17 protein-coding genes and 6 pseudogenes are annotated in these 21,855 nt (G+C 69.3%); 14 read left to right on the top strand and 9 right to left on the bottom strand.

All coding sequences use genetic code 11. The annotated features are described in order from the left end of the window. Nucleotides 1-283 precede the first annotated feature (283 nt). The 5 genes and pseudogenes from C1J00_RS05095 (at nt 284) to C1J00_RS05080 (ending at nt 4,044) form a co-directional block, all read left to right on the top strand. The gene (locus C1J00_RS05095) at nt 284-1,132 is read left to right on the top strand and encodes an alpha/beta hydrolase (RefSeq protein ID WP_102907825.1); all 849 of its coding nucleotides are present in this window, start codon (nt 284-286) and stop codon (nt 1,130-1,132) included. A 131-nt stretch (nt 1,133-1,263) separates the two neighbouring features. Continuing rightward, nucleotides 1,264-1,371 (top strand): annotated as a pseudogene (locus tag C1J00_RS46410) (IS5/IS1182 family transposase); the annotation flags it as partial. 413 nt (nt 1,372-1,784) lie between these two features. Beyond that, on the top strand, nt 1,785-2,465 hold the full coding sequence (uppS, locus tag C1J00_RS05090; RefSeq protein WP_180989413.1) for a polyprenyl diphosphate synthase: 681 nt from the start codon (nt 1,785-1,787) through the stop codon (nt 2,463-2,465). Nucleotides 2,466-2,611: 146 nt separating this feature from the next. After that, the gene (locus tag C1J00_RS05085; protein WP_102907824.1) at nt 2,612-3,226 is read left to right on the top strand and encodes an ABC transporter ATP-binding protein; all 615 of its coding nucleotides are present in this window, start codon (nt 2,612-2,614) and stop codon (nt 3,224-3,226) included. Beyond that, nucleotides 3,223-4,044 (top strand): ABC transporter permease, encoded by an 822-nt coding sequence (locus C1J00_RS05080; protein WP_180989412.1) that lies wholly within the window; start codon nt 3,223-3,225, stop codon nt 4,042-4,044. Before C1J00_RS05085 ends, C1J00_RS05080 begins: the two co-directional genes overlap by 4 nt. A gap of 182 nt (nt 4,045-4,226) precedes the next feature. Here the strand turns inward: C1J00_RS05080 and C1J00_RS05075 are convergent, their stop codons facing one another. The 4 genes from C1J00_RS05075 to C1J00_RS05060 form a co-directional block, all read right to left on the bottom strand. Then, complete coding sequence (locus C1J00_RS05075; RefSeq protein WP_102907814.1) at nt 4,227-5,315, bottom strand: polyprenyl synthetase family protein; 1,089 nt, start codon at nt 5,313-5,315, stop codon at nt 4,227-4,229. Nucleotides 5,316-5,459: 144 nt separating this feature from the next. Beyond that, complete coding sequence (locus C1J00_RS05070) at nt 5,460-6,728, bottom strand: polyprenyl synthetase family protein (protein WP_245936206.1); 1,269 nt, start codon at nt 6,726-6,728, stop codon at nt 5,460-5,462. Further along, nucleotides 6,712-7,584: a squalene/phytoene synthase family protein gene (locus C1J00_RS05065; RefSeq protein WP_102907813.1), complete on the bottom strand. Its 873-nt coding sequence runs from the start codon at nt 7,582-7,584 to the stop codon at nt 6,712-6,714. Before C1J00_RS05065 ends, C1J00_RS05070 begins: the two co-directional genes overlap by 17 nt. A 420-nt stretch (nt 7,585-8,004) precedes the next feature. Continuing rightward, the gene (locus tag C1J00_RS05060) at nt 8,005-9,285 is read right to left on the bottom strand and encodes an MFS transporter (RefSeq protein ID WP_102907812.1); all 1,281 of its coding nucleotides are present in this window, start codon (nt 9,283-9,285) and stop codon (nt 8,005-8,007) included. 98 nt (nt 9,286-9,383) lie between these two features. Here C1J00_RS05060 and C1J00_RS05055 point away from each other — a divergent pair, with 98 nt between their 5' ends. Together C1J00_RS05055 and C1J00_RS45060 are read left to right on the top strand one after the other, a co-directional pair. Continuing rightward, nucleotides 9,384-9,767, top strand: coding sequence for an ArsR/SmtB family transcription factor (locus tag C1J00_RS05055; RefSeq protein ID WP_102907811.1), 384 nt, complete (start codon nt 9,384-9,386; stop codon nt 9,765-9,767). 202 nt (nt 9,768-9,969) lie between these two features. Further along, a pseudogene (locus C1J00_RS45060) lies at nt 9,970-10,074 on the top strand (IS5/IS1182 family transposase); the annotation flags it as partial. Nucleotides 10,075-10,247: 173 nt separating this feature from the next. On the opposite strand, the gene C1J00_RS47595 reads toward C1J00_RS45060, so the two are convergent. Both C1J00_RS47595 and C1J00_RS05045 read right to left on the bottom strand, forming a co-directional pair. After that, nucleotides 10,248-10,373, bottom strand: a complete 126-nt coding sequence (locus C1J00_RS47595; RefSeq protein ID WP_281262744.1) for a hypothetical protein — start codon at nt 10,371-10,373, stop codon at nt 10,248-10,250. A gap of 452 nt (nt 10,374-10,825) precedes the next feature. Next, the gene (locus tag C1J00_RS05045) at nt 10,826-11,263 is read right to left on the bottom strand and encodes a DoxX family membrane protein (RefSeq protein ID WP_102907810.1); all 438 of its coding nucleotides are present in this window, start codon (nt 11,261-11,263) and stop codon (nt 10,826-10,828) included. A gap of 87 nt (nt 11,264-11,350) precedes the next feature. On the opposite strand from C1J00_RS05045, the gene C1J00_RS05040 reads away from it, so the two are divergent. Further along, a complete protein-coding gene (locus tag C1J00_RS05040; protein WP_245936209.1) occupies nt 11,351-12,040 on the top strand; it encodes a helix-turn-helix transcriptional regulator in 690 nt (229 codons plus the stop codon). An 80-nt stretch (nt 12,041-12,120) separates the two neighbouring features. On the opposite strand, the pseudogene C1J00_RS05035 reads toward C1J00_RS05040, so the two are convergent. Further along, a pseudogene (locus C1J00_RS05035) lies at nt 12,121-12,615 on the bottom strand (transposase); the annotation flags it as partial. A gap of 329 nt (nt 12,616-12,944) precedes the next feature. Here C1J00_RS05035 and C1J00_RS05030 point away from each other — a divergent pair. From C1J00_RS05030 to C1J00_RS05010, 3 genes are all read left to right on the top strand, one after another. Continuing rightward, on the top strand, nt 12,945-13,469 hold the full coding sequence (locus tag C1J00_RS05030) for a hypothetical protein (RefSeq protein WP_102907808.1): 525 nt from the start codon (nt 12,945-12,947) through the stop codon (nt 13,467-13,469). A 999-nt stretch (nt 13,470-14,468) separates the two neighbouring features. Then, on the top strand, nt 14,469-15,458 hold the full coding sequence (locus C1J00_RS05020; RefSeq protein WP_102907822.1) for an aldo/keto reductase: 990 nt from the start codon (nt 14,469-14,471) through the stop codon (nt 15,456-15,458). Nucleotides 15,459-15,904: 446 nt separating this feature from the next. Then, entirely contained in the window at nt 15,905-16,900 is a 996-nt protein-coding gene (locus tag C1J00_RS05010; protein WP_102907806.1) for a YdcF family protein, read from the top strand. A 134-nt stretch (nt 16,901-17,034) separates the two neighbouring features. Here C1J00_RS05010 and C1J00_RS05005 read toward each other — a convergent pair. Next, a pseudogene (locus tag C1J00_RS05005) lies at nt 17,035-17,297 on the bottom strand (IS5/IS1182 family transposase); the annotation flags it as partial. A gap of 1 nt (nt 17,298) precedes the next feature. Between C1J00_RS05005 and C1J00_RS05000 the strand changes: the two are divergent. Further along, nucleotides 17,299-18,051: a YfbK domain-containing protein gene (locus tag C1J00_RS05000; protein WP_102907804.1), complete on the top strand. Its 753-nt coding sequence runs from the start codon at nt 17,299-17,301 to the stop codon at nt 18,049-18,051. Between the two features lie 96 nt (nt 18,052-18,147). Then, nucleotides 18,148-20,073 carry an AMP-dependent synthetase/ligase gene (locus C1J00_RS04995; protein WP_102907803.1) on the top strand — a complete coding sequence of 642 codons (1,926 nt, stop codon included), beginning with the start codon at nt 18,148-18,150 and terminating at the stop codon, nt 20,071-20,073. A 161-nt stretch (nt 20,074-20,234) separates the two neighbouring features. Here the strand turns inward: C1J00_RS04995 and C1J00_RS46405 are convergent. Continuing rightward, a pseudogene (locus tag C1J00_RS46405) lies at nt 20,235-20,604 on the bottom strand (NF041680 family putative transposase); the annotation flags it as partial. A gap of 145 nt (nt 20,605-20,749) precedes the next feature. On the opposite strand from C1J00_RS46405, the pseudogene C1J00_RS04985 reads away from it, so the two are divergent. Continuing rightward, nucleotides 20,750-21,257 (top strand): annotated as a pseudogene (locus C1J00_RS04985) (lamin tail domain-containing protein). Nucleotides 21,258-21,855 lie beyond the last annotated feature (598 nt).

The raw sequence follows: 21,855 nt of genomic DNA, 5'->3' as shown, positions 1-21,855 counted from the left end.
CAGCGGGGTGAAACCTCCGTCCCTGGAGCGCCCCGGCGACCCGGCGCCTTCGACTGAACAGGCGACCCCCGTCTCATCGCGTCAGTGGCAATGGCTCTTACCGATCCACGGCTCCGCACGGCGATCGCGGACCGCCTCACTTTCACCGTCCACCGAAACCGGAACCGAGTCCTTCTCACGCGCACACGGAGCCTTCTTCAGCCTCGTACTGAAGCTGCGGGAGGAGCGTCCGGAGGGATATCCCTTGCGGTCAAGGGTGCTGATCGTCCTACGGTTGCTCCCCGTGAGCATAGAGATGCCGTACCAGCCACTTCCGATCGACCAGTCGGACGTGCGCTACGTCCACGGGCCAGATTCCGTTCCACAGCCGGGCGTGCCCGCCGGCGAGACGGTCGCGTTCGAGTGGAGCGGCAGCGAGGTCTACCCGGGAACCTTCCGGAAGTTCTGGGTACACGTGCCTGCACGGTACGACCCAGCGGAACCGGCATCTCTGATGGTGTTCCAGGACGGATGGTGGTACCTGGACCCCGCGGGGGAGGTACGCGGCGCGATCGTCCTGGACAACCTCATTCACCGCGGCGACATCCCCGTCACCATCGGCGTGTTCGTCGACCCTGGCGTCTTCCCCGACGCGGAGAACCCGAAGAACCGCAACAACGAGTACGACGCCTTCGACGACCAGTACGTCACCTTCCTCCTCACCGAGATCATCCCGCAGGTCGCGGAGCGCTACACCATCGCCCAGTCGCCCGAAAGGTGGGGCATCTGCGGCGGGAGCAGCGGCGGCAACTGCGCCTTCACCGCCGCGTGGCTGCGTCCGGACAAGTTCCGCCGCGTCATCGGATACCTGTCCAGCTTCGCGCAGATGCCGGACGGCAACCCCTACCCGGGCCTCATCTCCCGCGTCCCCCGCAAGCCGCTGCGCATCTTCATGCAAGGCGGCCACCGCGACCTGCACTGGAATGAGCCACAGTGGAACTGGCTCGCCGAAAATCTGCGCGTGGCAGCCGCTCTCGCTGAAGCGGGCTACGACTTCCGCCTCGTCCTGGGGGACGGCGGACACAGCCCCAACCACGGCGGCGTCCTGCTGCCGGACGCTCTGCGCTGGCTGTGGCGGCCCAAGGAGGGTTGACCGATACCTGCATCATGCAACCTGGCGCTGCCGGCTGCGGAGAGGTGGGCTGCACCCCGGTCGCACAGAGGAGTGAAGCTCCGGGAAGCGAGTGCACAATCAAGGTCACTCGCTTGACCAGGAGCGTCGTCGTGCTTGCCTACCCGTCCGCGATCGACCTGCCCAGCTCACGCTTACGCCGCCTGAGCGGGCAACTCGCCGAGCGCCGCCGACAGCTCGGCACCCGCTGGCGGCGCCTGCCTGACCTGCAGCCACAGCCGATCCGGTTGCAGAAGGGCTGATGATCTGGATCGCGGCGCTGGAGTGAGCAGAGGACCGCGGCGTCAACCGGGTCGTTCCCCACTCTCCGTCCGATCCCTGGCGGTCGCCGCTGCCGTTCGGTGTCACACCGGCTACCCCGACTGCGGCGCAGGCCGCGCTCGGCGGGCGTTGCGTCAGGAGGGAATGGTCGTTGTACGGGTGGACGACTGGCGAGACGGAATCACAGTCGGCCTGGAGACCGGCTGTCGACGAGGAGTGGATCATGGCGAGCGTAGGTTCCTCGGGCGGGCGAAGTCCCGTTGCTTCCGCGGCCGATACGGAAAGCGCCCTTTCGCTCGCTGCCGCGTCAAGCGTCGCCGCTCCACCTGCTGTTGTCCCTTCGCTTCGTCACTTGGCCGTCATTCCCGACGGCAACCGGCGCTGGGCCGAGGACAAGGGCCTACCGAGCCTGGAGGGCCATCGACGCGGCTGCGAGCGGACGCTGGAACTACTCGACCGATGCCGTACGGACACGGGCATCGAGGTCGTCACGCTGTGGACGACGTCCGTGGAGAACCTCCGCCGGCCGCGTGTGGAGGTGAACCAGGGGCTGCCGGTCATCGCCGCGTTCGTAGGACACCTCGCATCCCTGGGACAGTGGCGTATCGGGTTCCTCGGCAATCTGGATCTGCTCCCGCCACCGGTGACGGAAGAGCTCCGCGACTACGCGCACCGCAGCAGCACCGTGCGGGGCCCGCTGGTGAATTTCGCGATCGCATACAGCGGGCAGGAGGAGATCATCCGAGCAGTGCGCAGACTCCTGGAAAGCCGTACCGCAGACGGCAACCCCCTTTCCGAGGGTGCGCCGGTCGACGCTGTCGAACTGGCCCGGCATCTCGACACCGCCGGGCAGCCCGATCCGGACCTGGTGATCCGCACCTCCGGCGAGACCCGGCTCTCGGGCTTCATGCCGTGGCAGACGTTGCACTCCGAGCTGTACTTCTCTCCCCTCCTGTGGCCTGACTTCGACGAGTCGGCCTTGGCGGAGGCCTTGGAGGACTACCGGAGCCGTCGACAGCGCAGAGGACTGTGACGTGCCGACCGCCGTCGGAACCGCACCGGGAACACGCATTTGTGATCGAGCAGACGAGGACACGTGTGATGCGAACGGCCGGTCATCAGGCACGTGCGCTGGACGGGGACACCTCGGCCACGGCTACGCGCGGGCCGAGCCTGCGCATGAGGGATGTGCGCAAGAGCTACCGCGGCCGCCCGGTCCTCCGGGGGGTGTCACTGGATTTGTTCCCGGGGCAGCTGGTAGGGGTGGTGGGTGAGAACGGCGCGGGCAAGAGCACGCTGTTGCGGATCCTCACCGGGGACCTGGCCGCAGACAGCGGAGTGGCGGAATGCCGGGGGACGGTGGGCAGCTGCCCACAGGACGCGGTGCTCCATGGGGCGTTCACCGTCGAGCAGCACCTGTGGTTCTTCCGGACGGCCTACGGCCTGAACCGTCTCGACCGGGCCTATGAGCTGCTGGATCAGCTGAACTGCACCGGCTACCGGAACCAGCGAGTGGAAACGCTCAGCGGCGGCACCCGGCAGAAGCTCAACCTCGTGCTCGCCCTGATGCACGATCCGCAGGTGCTGCTCCTGGACGAGCCGTACCAGGGCTTCGACTGGGACACCTACCTGCGCTTCTGGGACCTGGCCCGGGCTCTGTGCGACCGGGGCTGCGCAGTGCTGGTCGTGTCCCACCTCGCCTACGACGCCTCCCGCCTGGACATCCTGTACCGCCTGGGCGCAGGCGTGCTGCGCGAAGCGGAACAGTGCGGCACGAGCGGGTGGGGCTCGTGAACCGGTGGTGGTCCTGCCTGTGGACCGCGCTGCGGTTCGCGCTCATCGAACAGGCCCGCAACCGGCTGGCGCTGCTCATCGTCCTGCTGTTCGTCCCGCTGTGGACGACCCTGGCGTTCGAAGTGGTGGCCCGGACACCGCTGCGCTTCCACGTGCGCCCGGTGGGCCGCTGGCTGGTCATGGACGCCAACGTCCTCACCCAGATCACCGGGGCGCTGCAAGCTCTGACCTTGGTCATCGCTTTCATGATGTTCATCGCCACAGCCCGCTCCGCACTGTTCGACCGGCGCCTGGTGCAGGCCGGCTACCCCCGGTCCTGTCTGGCGGCGGCGAAATGCGCCACGCTGGTCCTGGTTGCCGCCGTGGTCGCTGTCTACGCCACCGCCTGGACCCACCTGCTGTGGCACCCGGCGCAGCCCATGGTCTTCGCCGCGGGCATGTTCACCGGCGCCCTCACCTACGGAGCGTTCGGCATCGTGCTCGCGGCCGTGCTGCGCAGCGAACTCGCCGGAATGTTCCTGGCCATCATGACCAGCTCCATCGACCTGTTGTTGCAGAACCCGATGATCAACCCGAACGCCGACAGCCCCGTCGTGCGCTACCTCCCCGCCCACGGCGCGGTGCAGGCCTCCGTCGCAGCCGGCGGCCTGCACACCGTGCCCTGGAGCTCCTTGCTGCTGGGCGCCGGCTGGGCTCTGGGCATGACCGCGCTGGGCATGACGGCCTTCGCCGTACGCACCCGCACGCAGCGTCTACCGGCCGCCCAGGCGGCTGATCAGCACACCGCTAGGAGCGCCACCACCTCTGGGGCCCGGTGAGGTGGCGTTCGCTCGCAGCCGGCCGGGTGCCTGGTCTGCCTTGATTGCCGCAAACCGTGTTGGGGCCGCCCGGCACGCTGAGCTCTCGCCGTGGGCGTCGTGCCCGGGACATGAGGCGTGTTCTTCCTCGGGCGTCCGAGCTGCCGAGTCCACAGGGCAACGTCACCGGCGTCCGGCGGGCGCTATCGGGTCCGTTCCATGGCCCACTGCGGCAGGTACTCGAAGAACGCGACCGCCTCCCGGCGCCACCTCGGGCGCCAGTCGGCCGCCTCGGCCGAGGCCAGTTCCGCGTAGCGCTGCATGTCGCTGCGCATCTTCGCCGGCACCCCCCGGCGCTCGGCGATTTCGCGGACGGCCGCGATGGTCTCCTCGGTGCAGTTCTGGTCACCGAGCGCGGACTCCACCACGGTCTTCTCGGCATCCTTGGCGGCCGCGAGGATGGCATGGACGGTGTAGTTGCGCCGCCCGCCCCTGATGTCGGCCCCCAGGGGCTTGCCCATGACGTGTGCGTCTCCGAACAGGTCGAGGTAGTCGTCGCGCATCTGCCCGCTGATCCCCACCAGCCGGGCGTAGCGGCGCAGCTCTTCCTCGATGACGGCGGGTTGCTCGCCCGCGGCGAGCAACCCCAGCTGGATGGGGGCCAGGACCGAGTAGCGGGCGGTCTTGTAGTCGGCCACGCAGTGCAGCGCTTCCTCGTCCGTGGCCGGGGAGAAGTCGCGCTCGAGGTCGAGGATCTGGCCCACGAAGGTGTCTGACGCCGCCCTGGTCTGCACTTCGACCATGGCCTGCCGGATCGCAGTGGGTGCTGTGGACTCCAGCAGTATCCGCAGGGACAGAGCGAGCGCGAGGTCGCCCGCAAGGATGGCCAGTCCGATGGCGGCCTGCGGATGGTCGGGGAACTTGTACTGGTAGGCGTGGTAGGTGGAGGGGCCGTTCCGGCGGGTGGGGCTGTCGTCGATGATGTCGTCGTGGATCAGCCCGTGCGTCTGTAGCAGCTCGACGCTCAGCGCGGCAACGTCCGCTGCCCCGACCGGCTCGTCGGTCACCAGACCGGCGGCTTCATATACCAGCGCCACGCGCATCCGCTTCCCCCCGCGCAACGACAGGTCCCGCAGCAGGTTCAGGCACTCGGGCGTGAACCTGCTGAACGACGGCACCTCTAGATCAGTGCCGAGCGTGTGGAAGTACTCCTCGAACAGCGCGCTGAAGCGGCTCTCGTATCCGGCCAGACGCGCCCGGATCTGGGTGGTCGGGACAGCGGTGTCAGTCACAGGGAAGACCTCCTGAACGAAAGGACTGGGGACAGGCGCAGACCGGTCGGCGGCAGCCCGGAGCGAAGCACCGGTGTGCGCTGCACTGCCCGGCCGGCGCACCAGTGCTCTACGACGGCCGGTCCGGCTTGGGAAGCCGCGGGCTCAGGAGCTGTAGGAGACGGCGGCAACGGCCAGCCCGTGCAACGCGCGGTAGGCGGCGGGCGGGAACGCAGCCGTCTCCAGCGCCTGCACGACGTGATCGTAACGGGCAGTGATCATGGCCTCTGTTCGTTCTCGCGCTCCCGTCGATTCCAGGATGGTTCTCACTTCGCCCGCCCCACGCTCGTCCAGGTCGGACCGGCCCACCAGGTCACCAAGACGCTGCCGCTGCTCGGGACCGGCCATCTGCATGCCCAGAGCCAGCAGCACAGTGCGCTTTCCCTCCCGCAGATCACCCAGTCCCGCAGCACACGCTCCGTCCGTGCTGCCGAACACGTCCAGCAGATCATCCCGGAGCTGGAAAGCCTCATCCAGCGGCAGCCCGAGGTCCGTGAACCGGTCCAGGACCTCCGCGCCTGCCCCGGCGACGGCAGCGCCCAACTGCAGGGGACGTTCGACTGTCGCAGTAGCGGTCTTGTAGCGGACGATCCGCAACGCCGCCTCGACATCGTCCGCGTCCCGGCCGGTGCCCATCACGTCCAAGTACTGGCCGTACATCACCTCTTCCAGCATCGCGTCGTACAACGCGTGCACCGCTTGCCGCCTCTCGCACGACAGCTGAGCGGTGTGCAGCAGCTCCTGCGCCCAGATCAGAGCAAGGTTGCCCACCAGCAGGGCGCCACCCGCACCGAGCCGCTCCGCGCGCTGCGACGGAACCAGGCGGGTGCGCAGGGCCCGGTGAACGGCGGGGCGGCCACGGCGGCTGACCGAGTCGTCCATGATGTCGTCGTGAATGAGGGCGAAGGCTACGAACAGCTCCAGCGACGCGGCCACCCGTACAGCGGACTCCGTGTCCCCACGGCCGCCGGCGGCATGCCAGCCCACCACACACAGCAGGGCACGGATGCGTTTGCCGCCGGCGGTCAGGAAAGACCGCAGCGTGTCCACGACGTCCGGTGGAAGGTTCCGCCCGCCCGCCGAGCGGATCTTGCCGTCCAGGAAATCCTGCAGTACCGCATCGACTCGCTCGCGCACCGCCGGCAGGTCGATCTCTTCTTGGATCGCAGTGGCAGCCGATGTCACAGGCCCACCCCTGCGACCCGGGCCACATGCTGACCGGACGGGCTTGAGCAAAGCGGAACCCGGCAGCTCGGCCCGGCCGGTACGCCCGGTTCCCGCAACAGCCTGCGGCGCCTGCAGCGCCACGTCACGCATTTGATCTGCATGCATCATCAACGACAGGAACGGCGCTGGATCACGCCCGCTCCACAACGGACCGGCGCTCCTGAACCAGCAGACGCAGACACGCCACCGGCTGGTCCCGCACGGGACCGCGCGCGACACCGGCACCCCGCGAAGCGATGGCCCGAAGCCGCTGACGGTGCAGACGCAACACACAGCGCACCAGCGGACGATGAGGCTCTGCGACTTCGTCGACGATTCGGCTCGCCTCTTCGAGCGTGGCATGCGCTGTGTCGGCGGTCGCTGAGATGAGTGCGCGGACACCGGGAGTGTCCCGGCCCCGCTCGAGATCGCCACGCGTCACCCCGTGCCGCTGAAGGTCATCGACAGGCAGGTAGAGGTTTCCGCCCCGCAGATCCTCCGCCAGGTCGGCGAGGAAATCGGTGCGCTGACACCCGTCGGCGAGCAGCCGGCAGGAGCGGGCGAACTGCTCGTCACCACCACCTGGCTGCACCAGGCCGGTGGTGAGCATGGCGAACGGCCAGGTGAGCTGATCGACGTACGCCTGGTAGTCGGATTCGTCGACGAAGCCCGGGAAGCCCAGATCGATCTGCGTACCCTCCAGGTAGGACTCAACCCAGCGCCGCGGCAGGCCACACTCTGCGGAAGTGTGCAGGAATGCCCGGAGCAGCGGGTGCTCCACCCGGCCGGTGTCCAGCCCGGTCCGCACCAGGCTCACCCACCGGTCGAAGCGTCGCCTGCGCTCCTCGAGGGCGCCCGAATCACACACATCGTCGGTGAAGGACGCGAACGCGAAACCGGCGAGCAGATGCGGCTGGGATGCCGCAGGCGCCAGAACCCGAGCAGCCGCGTAAGCCGCCGGGTCACTACGCATGAGGAACCGCGCTACGTGACCGTAGTCGGCTCGCAGCCGCCGCCCTTCCACTCCCGCCGCATCCAGACACCGCCGCCAAGAACGCACGGGCTTCCCTCGCTCACATATAGAGGCGTGCAGGCAGGAGTACGTACACACCAACGCCGATCCGTCAGATCAACGAACGGAGCACGTCATCTGTCACGCCATTGACCGCACTCTTCGCCTCAGGGCAAACCATGCGCGTACCGCGAGCCCGTGCGTCAGGAGGCGGGGCCGTTCGAAGAGCACGCCCTCTCCATCGGTGGTAGACGGGCACAGCTGATCTTCCGTGCCATCCGGGCACACTGACCCGGGGCCTCGGAAGCGGCTCCGGGCGCCAGGCGCCACCTCGTGCGTGGCGGTGCTCCGCGGCCGAAGCCGTGGGGTACCGCCGCCGCGCAGGTACACCCGGGGACCCGGCGCCGACGCCGTCCCGTCACGCCCGAACCGTCACACCGGCTCGGACACCCGGCGGTGGCCGGAGAGCACGACGAGCCCGCCGACGACGGCGAGGCCCATCAGAACGGTGCCGAAAAGGGTCGCGCCGGCTGGCAGTCCCGCCGCGTCCATGAGGTAACCCGTGGACACCGGCAGGAGGCCGGCCGGGACGTAACCGCCCACGTTGAGCGCGGCGTTGGCCTCGGCGAGCCGCTGCGGAGGGACGGTGGAGTTGAGCAGGGAGAGGCCGCCGAGCTGGCCCATGCCCTGGCCTGCCCCGGCGAGCAGGGCGGAGGCGACGAGCAGCGCGACCGACGAGGCGTGCACGGCGGCGATCAGCGCGGCCATGCTGAGGGAAGTGCTGATCGCGCCGGCGGTCAGGATGGTGCGCCGGGCCAGCTTCTGCACGGCGAACTGGACTCCGGTGGCGGCGAGGAACATGGCGAACGCCATGGCTCCGGCGACGATCCGGCTGGTGGTGCCGAGCAGGTCGGTCAGCAGGGTGGGGCCGAGTGACAGCACGAAGGACGTGGTGGTGATGCCGGGGGCGAACACCGCAATTCCCAGGGTGAGATGGATGCCGTTGCCGTGCGGTACGCCGGGCACGCGCACCCAGGCGCCCTTGCCGCGGGCGGCGGGTCGGCGCACCGGCATCCGCAGCACGGCGAGGACGGCCGTAAGCAACAGGACCGCCTCGACGACGAAGACGGTGACGGTGGGGGCCGGGAACGTCTCGGACAGCAGACCGGCGAGCAGTGGGCCGAGGCCGGCCCCGAAGACCATCGCGCAGGAGGCCAGCAGGGCGGCCAGCCGCTTCCGCTCCGGGCCTGCCACGTCCGTCACGGCGGCCATGCCGGCGGAGACGACGGCGCCGACGGCGATGCCGGTGAACAGCCGGGCGGCGAGCAGCGCGGTGACGGTCGTGGCGGTCGCGAAGATCGCGCAGGCGGCCAGGGCGAGCGCGAGGGCGGGCAGCAGCACGGGCTTGCGTCCCAGCCGGTCGGAGACGAAGCCCGAGACGAGCAGCGAACCGAGCAGTCCGACGATGTAGAACGCGAAGACGACGGTAAGGGTGCCCTTGGAGAACCCGATGTCGCGCTGCCACAGCACGTACAGCGGGGTCGCCGCGTTGGACAGCACGAAGACGGCGGTGACCGGCCAGGCCGCCAGCCACACCCACCAGGTGGGCGTCGGGGCCGCGGCCCGCTCCGGCGGTGCGGGCGTGGCCGGCCCCGGCGGTGCGGCCTGATCTTCGTCCACCGTCTCGGCGGACAGGGTCCGACTCTCCGACATAGGTTGCTCCCTCCGGCAAGCTCAGTACGAGTAGGTTCGAACCTAACAGGTAGTACGATTGCACTCGTACATAGGACTTCGGATGCAGGGAGCTGTCTATGTCTGCGACGGTTCGAAAGGCGCCGGTCATCACGGTGCGGCCGGAACCGGAGAACCTGCCGGAACCGCTGCCCGAGCCGGCGGTCGAGGAACTGCGCCTGGAGACGGTGCTGGGCGCGCTGAGTGACCCGCTGCGTCTGACGATCGTGCGCAAGCTCCTTCTGGAGTCGGAGGCGTTCGACCACTCCTGCGGCTGGTTCGACCTGGACCGCCCCAAGTCCTCCCTCACCCACCACTTCAAGGCCCTGCGCGAGGCCGGTGTCACCCGTCAGCGCCAGTACGGCCTGGAACGCCGCAGCCACGTCCGAGTGGCCGACCTCAACGCCCGGTTCCCGGGGCTGGTGGACCTGGTGGCGGTGTGGACACCGCGCGACACTCCCTGAACCAGGGCTCTTGACCTGGCAAGTGAGGCCGCCGGAACCGTTACGGTCGGCGCATCCTCCTTTTGACCGCCGCAGCCCTGCCGCTGACCGGCTGGACCGCGCACGCCGTGGCGCTGCACCGGCGGCCCGCCGCCAGGCGCCACCCGCTCACTGGGCTGCCGCGACGCGAGGGATCCAGTGGAAGTATCCGCCGCAGGACCTCGGTTTCGGCTCGGGCATGACATGCCGGCGGCGGCTGCGGGACAGGAACGAGGCCGGCGTGTGGCAACGGCTGCACGAGGTTCTGTTGGCCGAGTTGAGCGCGGCCGCGACCACCTGCACTCGCTCACCGGCACGAAGCCGAACGGCAACGAGAATCGGGTGGCAATAGAACTGCTGACCGACACCGGCAGGCGGCCCGCGGAGATCTGTAAATGTGCGGTGGGGCTGCCTTCACCAGGACATCACCGGGCAGGAGCAGGACTTCCTGATCCATGACAACTACAGGGCCGGCCGCAAAGGACGGCCACTGCCGATTCCCCAGGCAACCGCAGGAGCGATCAGCAGGCAGCAGGAGCCGATCCGCAGTGACTTCTCCAGCACCGCGGCCTTCTCCAACGTGTCCATGCGGCCGCGACAGCTCCTCCTCAGGAGGGGGCAATCACGGCCGTCGGTCGGGCCTCACTGCAAGCCGAGCCGGCCAACGCGGACGGCTGCTCGAGCCCTCCGCTCAATGACGGGGGACCTCATCGTGCCGTTTCGCCGAGCGGAGCCGGGGCGCCGCACGCGAGACGGGACTGTTCGCCGTCGACGCGCCCCGCGACCAGAGCGGGCCAATGCCGTCGCCCCGGTGGGCCGACGCGCGCCGGTCTGCTGCGCCCGGTCGACGGCGGCACTCCGGCGGCTGCGCGGTTGCGCGCACAAGGTTCGGTGCAGTGGTCCCGAGCCGGCTGCCGACCGTAAGTGCTCAGCTCCGCGGGCCGATGACGGCCCTCCGGTCGATCTGAAGAGGCGCGGCACGGGCGGGTGGTGCCGTGAGGCTCCACCCGCCGGACGGATTCAGTGCGCTCGGTTCCTGTTCACCGCTGTCGCTTGGTTTCGTACCGCTGGGCGAGCCGTGCGAGTGCGACGGCGCCGAGGAGCAGGCCGAAGTCGCGCAGGGCGACGTCGTAGTGGCCCGGGATGGTCAACAGGTTGACGATGATGCCGGCCAGCCATCCGGCGACCAGCCAGCCCCCGAAGCGCGGAGCCAGCGCCACGGCGACACCGGCCACGATCTCGATCACACCTACCGCGTACATGGCTGCCTGGGCGCTGCCGGGAACGATGTCGTTGATCCACGGCGCGAGGTAGGTGGGCCAGTCCACGAGCAGGTTGGTGAACTTGTCCAGCCCGAACAGGATCGGCGCCACCGTGAAGCCGACACGCAGGATCGTGAACGCCTGGTAGCCGGGGTCGGTGAGCACCGCTCGGCGCGGGGCGGCGACGGTGGTGGTGCTTGTGGTTGCGGAGGACATGACTGACCCTCTCCTTCTATCGGCAAGCTTCATTTCCTATAGAAGACCTCTCTCGCTCTTTAGTCAATGGCTGTGGGTTTTACACTGGTGTTCGTGGACACCCCGAAGGAAGTACACGACCCCGACATCTCCGCCATCGCCGCTCTCGACGAGCCGACCCGCAGGAGGCTGTACGACCACGTGGTGCGCCAGCCAAGCCCGGTCAGCCGGGACGAGGCGGCCGCCGCCTTCGGCCTGGCCCGGAAGACCGCCGCGTTCCACCTGGACCGGCTGGCCGACGAATCGCTGCTGGACGTCGTCTACGAGCGCCGCAGCGGACGCTCCGGGCCGGGCGCGGGAAGGCCCGCCAAGCTCTACCGCCGCTCAACGAAGCAGGTCGCCGTCAACCTGCCGGACCGCCGCTACGAGCTGGCCGGAAAGCTCCTCGCCCAAGCCGTGGAGGAATCCGACGCCACCGGCGATCCCGTGCGGCAGGTGCTGCACCGCAAGGCCGAGGAACTCGGAGCTCAACTGGGCGAGCAGAACAAGACCAACGTCTTCGACCTGCTGGAGCGCTACGGCTTCGAACCACGACACGAGGACGACTCCATCGTTCTGGCCAACTGCCCCTTCCACACACTGGCCCAGGAACACACCCAGACGGTGTGCGGCATGAACCTCCACCTACTGCGCGGTGTCCTCAGCGGCCTGGACGAGACAGGAATCGAAGCATGCCTGGAACCCCGCCCCGGGCAATGCTGCGTCCGGCTGCAGCCAGCCGCCTCACGTCGCAGGTAGACGCGCAGGTGTGAGTACCCGTGGCGCGAAGGGACGTCGGCGAGGCGTAGTCCACGTCACCGTCCAGCGCGACGCCTGGTTTCCAGCATCCGGCGGAAGCGGTTGTCCTGTCCGTAAGCGGCGTCCGCCGTGACCCAGGCGATCGGCAGCGGCGAGGCCAGCGCCCTGCGGACGATCGTCGCCGCGAGGGTGTTCTTCGTGGCGAACTCCCGCTGATCGGGGACCTTGGTCGCGTGGCAGCGGTCGCGGTCGTCGGTCCAGGACTTGGGCAGGTAGAGCTCGCGGTCCATCAGGGCGCGGCCGAGGTGTTCGGCGACGTAGGTCTGCAGGTCGTCGCGGATGTCGTCGGGGTTCCACCGGGCTCGGGAGAGCAGGTGCTGCAGTCCGTCGGGGGTGACGTGGCCGGCGTGTTCGGCGAGTTGCCGGCTGTCCTTGCGGGCCACCGGGGCGAGCAGTGCGCGCACGTAGTCCCGCATGCGGCGGCGTGGTTCGACGCGGCCGAAGTGGTGCCCGATAGTGGTGAGGAGGTGGTCCAGGTCGCGGTCCCCGGTCTCGGCTGCTTGTTCGGTGATCACGACCCGAGGCTTCCCAAGGCCCGGGGCGACCTTGCCGTCGTGGGCACTCCTTCGAGGGGCGTGTGGGCAGAAGCCGTCCGTGACGGCATCCTGCCCGCTACACTCCGACCGCTCGACGTTCCCCAGGTCAAGGCACGAAGTGCTGCTGGAGTATTAGAGGCGCAGACTGGGCCTCGTGGGCGGTGACGGTGACGTCGACGTCTCCAGCGAGCGTTGGCCAGGCCCACCGGGACCACCAGCCTCCACCTCATGCACCTGCGCCGCAGTGCGAGCGGGTCGGGCTGTATCGGCGCGGGCATGCCGTCGGCCGAACGCGGGAAAGCTGAACTATGGCTACGAATGGTGGGGTTGCGGCGGCTGGCGTGCAGGTCTGCTCACTCAAGGTCGATACACCGCAGCTGATCTCGCCGGGGACCGCGTACAAGATTGTCCGGTTCCCCTTCGGAGCGGCGGAATCGACGGACCGTTTCGAGATGCACCAGGCCGTCCAGCCGGACGGCTATGTGGTGAGTGACTGGGCGACAGACGACCGTAGCGGTCTGATCTGGCCGTCCAAGGCAGGCTGGGGCCACCTGCACGCGATGATCCAATGGGAGGCCGCCAGCAGCACGGCCGGCTACACCGAGTTGCGCGACCAGTACGTCCGTGACCCGCTGGGCCTGACGCCCAACCCCAACGACACCACAGCGACCGAGCACCGCACGCCGACACCCGGCGGACAGTACTACGTCAAGAACCATGGCGTCTTCGTTGTCCCGGGCACCCCGGTTGCGCTCCGTGTTACGCACAACGACGCCATCCCGCGCCTGTTGACCCTTGGCGAGTTCAAGCTCGTCATCCACGATGCCGCCTAAGCGTTCGACTTAACCACTCGTATCAGCGAGTTGATGGCCATTTCTGCAGGTCAGCGTGGGTCGGAGCGCAAGGGGCCGACAAGGGAATGCGCTCCGTCGAAAGGCGCCGCCGGACCCGACGCAGCGCTGACCGTCTTCCTCGACCTACCCGACCACGCTGCCACCGTCCACTGAAGACACCGCTGGAGTCGAAGTGGGCCGTGGCGTGAGCGCCGTGAGAGCTGTCCCTGCACCCTACGTGGCCGCCGGTCAGGCACAGCGGCAGGTCGGCCGGTTGCGCGTCCGCGCATGGCGTAGACGCGCACGTCTCACTCAGTGGGGGTGGGTCCGAAGTCCAGGGTGGGAACAAGGTTTCCTCGAGGGGCCGTCCGCCGTCGGGCCGGGGCGTCCATCTCGTCATCGGTGATCACCGGCCTGTGCAGCCGACATCGCGCTTCTCGGCAGCACTGCGCCCCGGCCCTCGCCCGCGTCGGTCACGCTCTCTCCTCTGCGGTCCTTCTCCCCACTGTTTCGCGCCGACACCGCACAGGAGATGCAGGGCCACCGGGCACTCCGTCCCCAGCGGCGACTCTCCACGCCGGAGGCATGCGCCACCCTGAAGTGACCACGGTCGACATCGTCTGGGAGGGAACCACCGGCAACCAGGCGGCCGACCCCGGGTGGGTGCCCACCCGTATGGGAGGGCGGGCGCCCCGGGAGATCTGACAGCCGGACACCGGACCCAGACGGGCTGTCGGTCGCGAGGACGAACGGTTCCAGGCTCGTCTCCTCCAGGCTCTGGAGCACCACACGGGTGCGGTGCCCAACCCAGGAGCCAGGCCTTCCTCACATCTCTTGCCATGGAGCGCGCTCGAAGTCGTAGCGTCGAGGACTAACGGCGCACGAGGGCCTCTCAGCGCCCGCTCCTCATGGGATGCCGGGTGGTGGGTGCCTGGATGGACGGGGGACTTCGTGCTGCCCGAAGGACGATCAAGCGTACAGAGAAGGCTGGGACATGACATGCAGAAGCGTAGTTTGCGGGAATTGCAGGTATCGGCCATCGGCCTGGGGTGCATGGGCATGTCCGCCTTCTACGGAACAGCCGACGAGGAGGAGGGCGTCGCGACGATCCGGCACGCCCTCGACCTCGGGGTGAACTTCCTCGACACCGCGCAGATGTACGGCCCGCTCACCAACGAGTCCCTGGTGGGCGAGGCGATCCGGGGGCACCGCGACGAGTATGTGATCGCGACGAAGTTCAACTACCGGATGGACGACGCTGTACCGGGCGACATCAGCACGGTCGGCCCGCAGGACGGCTCGGCCGAACACGTCCGCAGCTCCGTCCACGGTTCCCTGGAGCGTCTGGGAACCGACCACATCGACCTGTACTACCAGCACCGGGTCGACCCGAATGTGCCCATCGAGGAGACGGTCGGCGCGCTGGGCGAACTGGTCGCCGAGGGCAAGGTGCGCTACATCGGGCTGAGCGAGGCGAGCGCCCAGACCATCCGGCGTGCGCACGCCGTGCATCCGGTCACGGCCGTGCAGAGCGAGTACTCGCTGTGGTCGCGGGACGTGGAGGCCGAGGTGCTGCCCGCCTGCAGGGAGCTGGGCATCGGCTTCGTACCGTACTCGCCCCTCGGCCGGGGCTTCCTCGCCGGGCGGTTCACCTCGCCGGACGACCTGGACGCCAACGACTGGCGCCGCCAGAACCCGCGCTTCCAGGACGCCAATCTGGAGGCGAACCAGCGGCTGGCGGCGAAGGTGAAGGAGATCGCCGTCGAGAAGGACGTGGCGCCGGCTCAGCTGGCCATCGCCTGGGTGCTGGCCCAGGGCGAGGACCTGGTGCCGATCCCGGGCACCAAGCGCCGTACCTACCTGGAGCAGAACGCCGCCGCCGTCGACATCGACCTGACGAGGGACGACTTGGCCCGCATCGACGCGGAGCTGCCCGAGGCGGCCGGTGAGCGGTATGACGAGGCAGGCATGCGGTCTGTCAACCGGTAGGCGGAGGGGGCGCACCCAACACGGGGCCCCCGTCGGGAACGCGCGGTGGTCATCGACCTCCTGAGCGCCCGCCCGCGCGCGGCGAGGCGCCCAGTTCCCGGTCGGTCGCATGAGGGCACCGGCTACCGGATCGCGTTACGGATGATGGCCATCGGCGCGGTGTCGCCTGAAGGAGTGGTCCGCCGTGTCGTGCTTCCGTACCTGCTGGATCTGCACCGGGCTACAGGGCCCACCTTCCATCTGTCCTGCGCGGCAGCCGGGCAGCACCGCCGGCACGACATATGAGTCCCGCCGAACGCACCACCGCCCGCCCGCGTTCGGCGCATCACAGCGGGTCTGGGAGTATGGCCGGCAGCCGTCCGTGCCGGCTCCGGAAACGCGGGCGGCGAGAGGCGGGCGGGTACGGGCAGCGGCCCGGTGGGCGGGAGAGCGGAGCGGTGCGGCACATGCCGGAGTACCCGGAGTACCTCATCGCGGTCGTGTTCGCCGCGGGCGGCGTCGTCAACGCCCTGCTGGCACCGCACCGGTTCTCCACAGCCGTCCTGTTCTGCCTCGCGGTGACCTCTGCCGGACTCGGCGTGGCCGGTCGCAGTGCGGCAGCCCACCCGACCATCACCACTGTCCTCGCCGTCGCCGCCCTGCTCCTGGCGCTCGCGCTGGGCCTGCTGCTGCTCGCCGATGGCGTCCTGCTGGTCCGGCGCTACGGACCGCAGGCAGCCCTGCTGGCGACCGGGGCCGCCGGCTGCGCGGTGCTGGGGGTGCTCGGCCTCGACGCGGTCTTTCACGCGGTCGGCGGCGGGGCGTCCGGTGCCCTCCTGCTAGCGGTGAACGCGGCCGCGGGATACCTCACTTTGCTCTTCCTCGTCTTCGCCGGCTACGTGTTCGTCCGGGGCCGTAGCGCCCCCCTGCCGGAAACCACCCATGTCGTTGTCCTGGGCGCCGGGCTCAACGGAGACCGGCCTGGCCCGCTGCTGACCGGCAGGCTGGAGCGCGCCCTCGCGATCGACGCCGCCCGCGCACCGGACACGCCTCGTGTGGTGTTCGTCGTCTCGGGCGGCCAGGGCGACGACGAGGTCCGCTCCGAGGCGGACGCGATGGCCGACTATCTGCGCGGACGCGGAGTGCCCGACGACCGGATCGTGCGGGAAGACCGCTCCGTCAACACCGGGCAGAACCTCCGCTTCAGCGCGGCCCTTGTGGACGGCACCACTCCCGGCCACCGTGCCACGGTGGTGACCAGCGGCTTCCATGTCTACCGCACGACCTTGCTGGCCCGCCGCGGCGGAGTGCCCGTGCACGTCGTGGGCGCGCCGACCTCCCCCGACTACTGGCTGGCCGCGACACTGCGCGAATTCGCCGCCATCCTGTGGCTGGACCGCCGCCTGGTCGGACTCAGCCTGCTGCTGGCAGTGCCGGTGGCGACGGCGGTCTTCGAGCACTGAAGCGCCGGCCGCAGACCTCGTGCCGGCCGCAACAGCGGCAGCCGAGGGTCTTGCGCCCGAGCGAGCTCCCCATGGTTGAGCGGGTGGTGTCGTCTGTGCAGGACACGCGCCTAGGGGACTGTCTGCGGTTGTGATCAAGGGGCTTTCAGAAGACTGCGGATCCAGTTGGTCGCTGCGCGGAGAGGGGGAGTCCGGGGAGGTAGCTCTCGGGCGACCTGTCATAGCGGGTCGCGATGCCCCGCCAGTCCTTCATCTTGTTGATGGCCCGCTCAACCGTGTTGCGGTCGCGGTAGAGGCCGGGGTCGTGGGTGACGGGCCTGCCGCCCCTGCTGCCCTTCTTCCTGCGGTTGGCGGCCTGATCATTCTTTCGCGAGGGCGCCACCAACCGGGTCGTCCTCATCTCGGACGCCCTCGCCAACACCGGCGACACCGACGCGGACAGCATCCTGGAGCGCATCTCCGGCGAACGCCGCGAGCACGGCATCACCCTCTTCGGCGTCGGCGTCGGCAGCGACTACGGCGACGCCCTCATGGAGAGGCTCGCAGACAAGGGCGACGGCCACACCGTCTACGTGTCCGACGAGGACGAGGCCCGCGAGGTCTTCTCCGAGCAGCTCCCGCGCAACATCGACCTCACCGCCCGCGACGCCAAGGCGCAGGTCGCCTTCGACCCCGAGACGGTCGAGGAGTTCCGCCTCATCGGCTACGACAACCGCCGCGTCGCCGACGAGGACTTCCGCGACGACCGGGTCGACGGCGGCGAAGTCGGCCCCGGCCGCACGGTCACCGCCCTGTACGCCGTGCGCACCGAGCCCGGCGCCCGGGGCCACCTCGCCACCGCCACCGTCCGCTGGCTCGACCCGGAGACCCGGAGACCCGCGACCCGCGACCCGCGACCCGCACGAGGAGACCGGCGACCTGGAGACCGACGCCCTCGACGACTCCGTCTGGAGAGCGCGAGCCGCGGCCTGCGGATCGCCGCCACGACCGCCTACTTCGCCGACGCCCTCGGCCACGGCGACCACGACCTGCCCGACGCCCCACGGCGGGACGAACTCGCCGACCACGCCGATGACTTGGCCGACAGCACGGAGAGCGAGGAGATCCGCGGGCTCGCCGAGGCGATCGACACCGCGAATCGCATGATGTGACCCCCGCCCATTGACCTAGGCTTACTTATGGGTAAGTTGACTCCCGAGTAAGTAAATGCGACAGCACGTCAGCCTCATCCGCGACCGGGAGCCGTCATGGGCGTACGCAAGGATCTGCAACGGGCGAAACACCGCACCGACCTGGCGATTCGCACGAAGGCCGACACCGTCAGGGACGAGCGGGGCGTCGTCCGCGAGGCCCGCACGGCTCCCCTCGCGCCCCGCCCGACGACCGGCAGCATCGCCGACATCCCCTCTACCAACGCGGCCGAGGCCCCCGACGCCGTGGTCCTGCGCCGCGAGCGGCACGGCACCTGGCAGCCCGTCACGGCGGCGGCCTTCGCCCGCGAGGTCACCGCCGTGGCCAAGGGCCTGATCGCGGCCGGCCTCGAACCGGGCGGCCGCGTCGCCGTCATGTCCCGCACCCGCTACGAGTGGACGGTCCTGGACTTCGCGATCTGGTCGGCGGGCGGCCAGACCGTCCCGGTCTACGCCACATCCTCCGCCGACCAGGTGGAATGGATCGTCCGCGACTCGGGCGCCCGCCACGTGGTCACCGAGACTGCCGCGAACGCCGGCACCGTCCTGACCGGCACGGCCGCCCACCCCGAACCCCCGCGCGTCTGGCAGCTGGACGGCGGCGCCCTCGACGACCTCACCGCCCTTGGCCGGGACGTCCCCGATGAGGAGGTCACCAAGCGCCGCGCCGCCCTGACCCCCGACACCACCGCGACCCTCTGCTACACCTCCGGCACCACCGGCCGCCCCAAGGGCTGCGTCCTCACCCACGCCAACCTGCACGCCGAAGCCGCCAACACCGTCGAACTGCTGCACCCCCTGTTCAAGGAGGTCACCGGCGAGACCGCTTCGACGCTCCTCTTCCTCCCGCTCGCGCACATCCTCGGCCGCACCCTGCAGATCGCCTGCCTGATGGGCCGCATCGAGATCGGCCACTGCCCGAGCATCAAGCCCGACGAACTCCGCCCGGCCCTCAGGGCGTTCCGCCCGACCTTCCTGGTCGGCGTCCCGTACCTCTTCGAGAAGATCCACGACACCGGCCGTGCCACGGCCGAGAAGCTCGGCCGCGGCGCCTCCTTCGACCGCGCCCACCGCATCGCCGTCCGCTTCGGCCACGCCCACATGAACCGGTTCCTGGACAAGGGCCCCGGACCCGGCCCCGGACTGCGCACCGCGTGCGCCCTGTACGACCTGCTGGTCTACCGCCGCATCCGCAAGGAACTCGGTGGCCGCGTGCGCTACGCCATCAGCGGCGGCAGCCCCCTCGACCGCGACCTGAACCTCTTCTTCTACGCGGCCGGCATCCTCATCTACGAGGGGTACGGCCTCACCGAGACCACCGCCGCCGCCACCATCGTCCCGCCTCTGGACCCCCGCCCCGGCACGGTCGGCCTCCCGGTGCCCGGCACCGCCGTCCGCATCGCCGACGACGGCGAGGTCCTCATCAAGGGCGGCATCGTCTTCGGCGCCTACTGGAACAACCCGGCCGCGACCGGGGAGGCCCTGGAGGACGGCTGGTTCGCCACCGGCGACCTCGGCTCCCTCGACGAGGACGGCTACCTCACCATCACCGGCCGCAAGAAGGACATCCTCGTCACCACCGGCGGCAAGAACGTCTCCCCGGCCGTCCTGGAGGACCGCCTGCGCAGCCGCCCGCCCGTCGGCCAGTGCCTCGTCGTCGGCGACAACCGCCCCTACGTCGCCGCCCTGATCACCCTCGACCCGGAAGCCCTCGCCCACTGGCTGGCGGTCCGCAAACTCCCCGCCGACACCCCGATGTCCGAGCTGGTCCACGACGAACGCCTGCGCGCCGACGTGCAGAAGGCGGTCGACCATGCCAACGAGGCCGTCTCGCGCGCCGAGTCGATCCGCGCCTTCACCCTCGTCGAGGGCGACTTCACCGAGGAGAACGGGCTGCTGACCCCGTCCCTGAAGGTCAAGCGCCAGGCGGCGACGGCGGCATACGCGGACGTCATCGAGGCCCTGTACGCGAACAAGCCCTGAACTGCTCGTCAACGTGGAGTTCTCGTCGGTCCAATGCTGATCCAGGGAGCGCTGGGCATCGAAGTCGATCTGGACGGTGCCGATGAGGTCGACCGTGTCGGGGGGGTCCGCCCCGGCGGGGTCCCGCCGCCGCACACCCGACAGCCCGGCATCCGACCCGCGCTCCTTTTAAGCCGTTGTAGGACGATAAGGGTCTTCTCGCGGCGGACGGTTTTGCCCACGTCGTAGCGGGGTGCCCGGTGTCTTTTCTTCGTGCCAGTTGGCCGTCCGGGGCCGGGCCGGTGGGGTTTTCGGCGCTCTGGCGGGGCAGGGCATGTGCTCGCGGAGGTTCCGAAAGGTCCGGCAGACCCGGGCGGGGGTGAGCCGGTTTGGCGGGGCTGGCTTCTCCCACGGGTGCCACAGGTCCTGGGTCAGTGGGCGGGCGAGCCGGAGCCGGGTGTAGGCGGCGATGATCAGCCAGGTCCACCGGTCGGCAGCTTCCGGTTCTCGCAGCCGGGGCTTCGTCCAGCCGAAGGTCTGCTTGAACAGGCGGGTGGAGGCAAGTCGCGCCGATGGCCGGGCCTCGCCGCCGCAGGCAACGTACATCCACGTCCTTCGAACGGGTGAAGGTCCCCATCTCTGCGCAACCACCGAGCACGGGTGCGTGTCCTGCACAGACGACACCACCCGCTCAACCATGGCGAGCCCGGTCTTGCGCAAGAACCTCGTTACGGCTGCCGCTGCTACGGCCGGCGCGCTGACCGATCTGTCCTGCGTTCCCGCACACGCCGCCGAATACAGCTCCGCACTGAAGATCCGCGGAGCCCAGTACGACGCGCCCGGACGGGACTCCAACAGCTGCTCCTCGGGCAACACCGACGAGGAGTACCTGACGGTGAAGAACTACTCCTCCCGCTCGAAGATCAACCTCAAGGGCTACGTCGTCAAGGACGCCACCGGTAACCGCTTCACCTTCACCGCCAACCACTGCCTGCAGCCGGGCGACTATGTGAAGCTGCGCGGCGGCCACGGCACGGACCCGACACCCACAACGTCGTCCACCGGGACAACTGCAACTTCCTGTGGAACAACGACAAGGACACCATCTACCTGTACAAGCCCTCCGGCAGCCGCGCTGACGTCCACGCCTACACCAACCGCAACGATGACCCCGACGGCAACGGCACATCAACTTCCACGGCTGAGACCACCCCACCCAGCGCCGGGTCCGCTGCACAGCCCGCCTCAGCCCCTGGTTGGGGGCGTCGCTGAGGTGAAGGTTCCAGGACTGCGCTCCCAGCGCCTCATGCGTAGTGCACCACCAGCCGGCCCGTCGGCGAGCACACTGAGAGCACACTGAAATCTCCGCGCAGCTTCACGTTGTCGCTCGCGTACATCGGGTCTTGGGTGGCGGCTGCCCGCCCCAGAGGAGAGCTGCTGTGGTCACGGGGGCACTCGAAGGGACAAAGAGGACCATGGGCGAGAAAAAGGGGCGACGTCGGTACGGCAACGGCCGCACAGCTGGGCCAGGTCAGAGACCGTAGGACTAGCCCGTGGTGGAGCCGTTCTTGCCGGTCAGCTCGCTCGCGTCGTCGTGGGTGTAGGTGGTGCCACCGGGGCAGGCGTTCTTGCTTCCGTCCTGGCTCGTGAGGTTGCCGGCCCTGTCCCAGCAGTACAGCCACGACGCCTTCCGGGTGCCCGCGGAGTCGCCTTCCAGGGCGTAACGGAGACGGTCCTGGGAGTCGTAGTCGTAGGTGGTCTTGTTCTTGGTGAGGTTGTCGGTGCGGGTGCGGATCTTGGTGG

Source organism: Streptomyces cahuitamycinicus (assembly GCF_002891435.1).
In the GTDB taxonomy this organism is placed as follows: Bacteria; Actinomycetota; Actinomycetes; order Streptomycetales; family Streptomycetaceae; genus Streptomyces; species Streptomyces cahuitamycinicus.
Note: the sequence above shows the minus strand (reverse complement) of the source record. Positions and strands in the feature narration are given on the sequence as shown.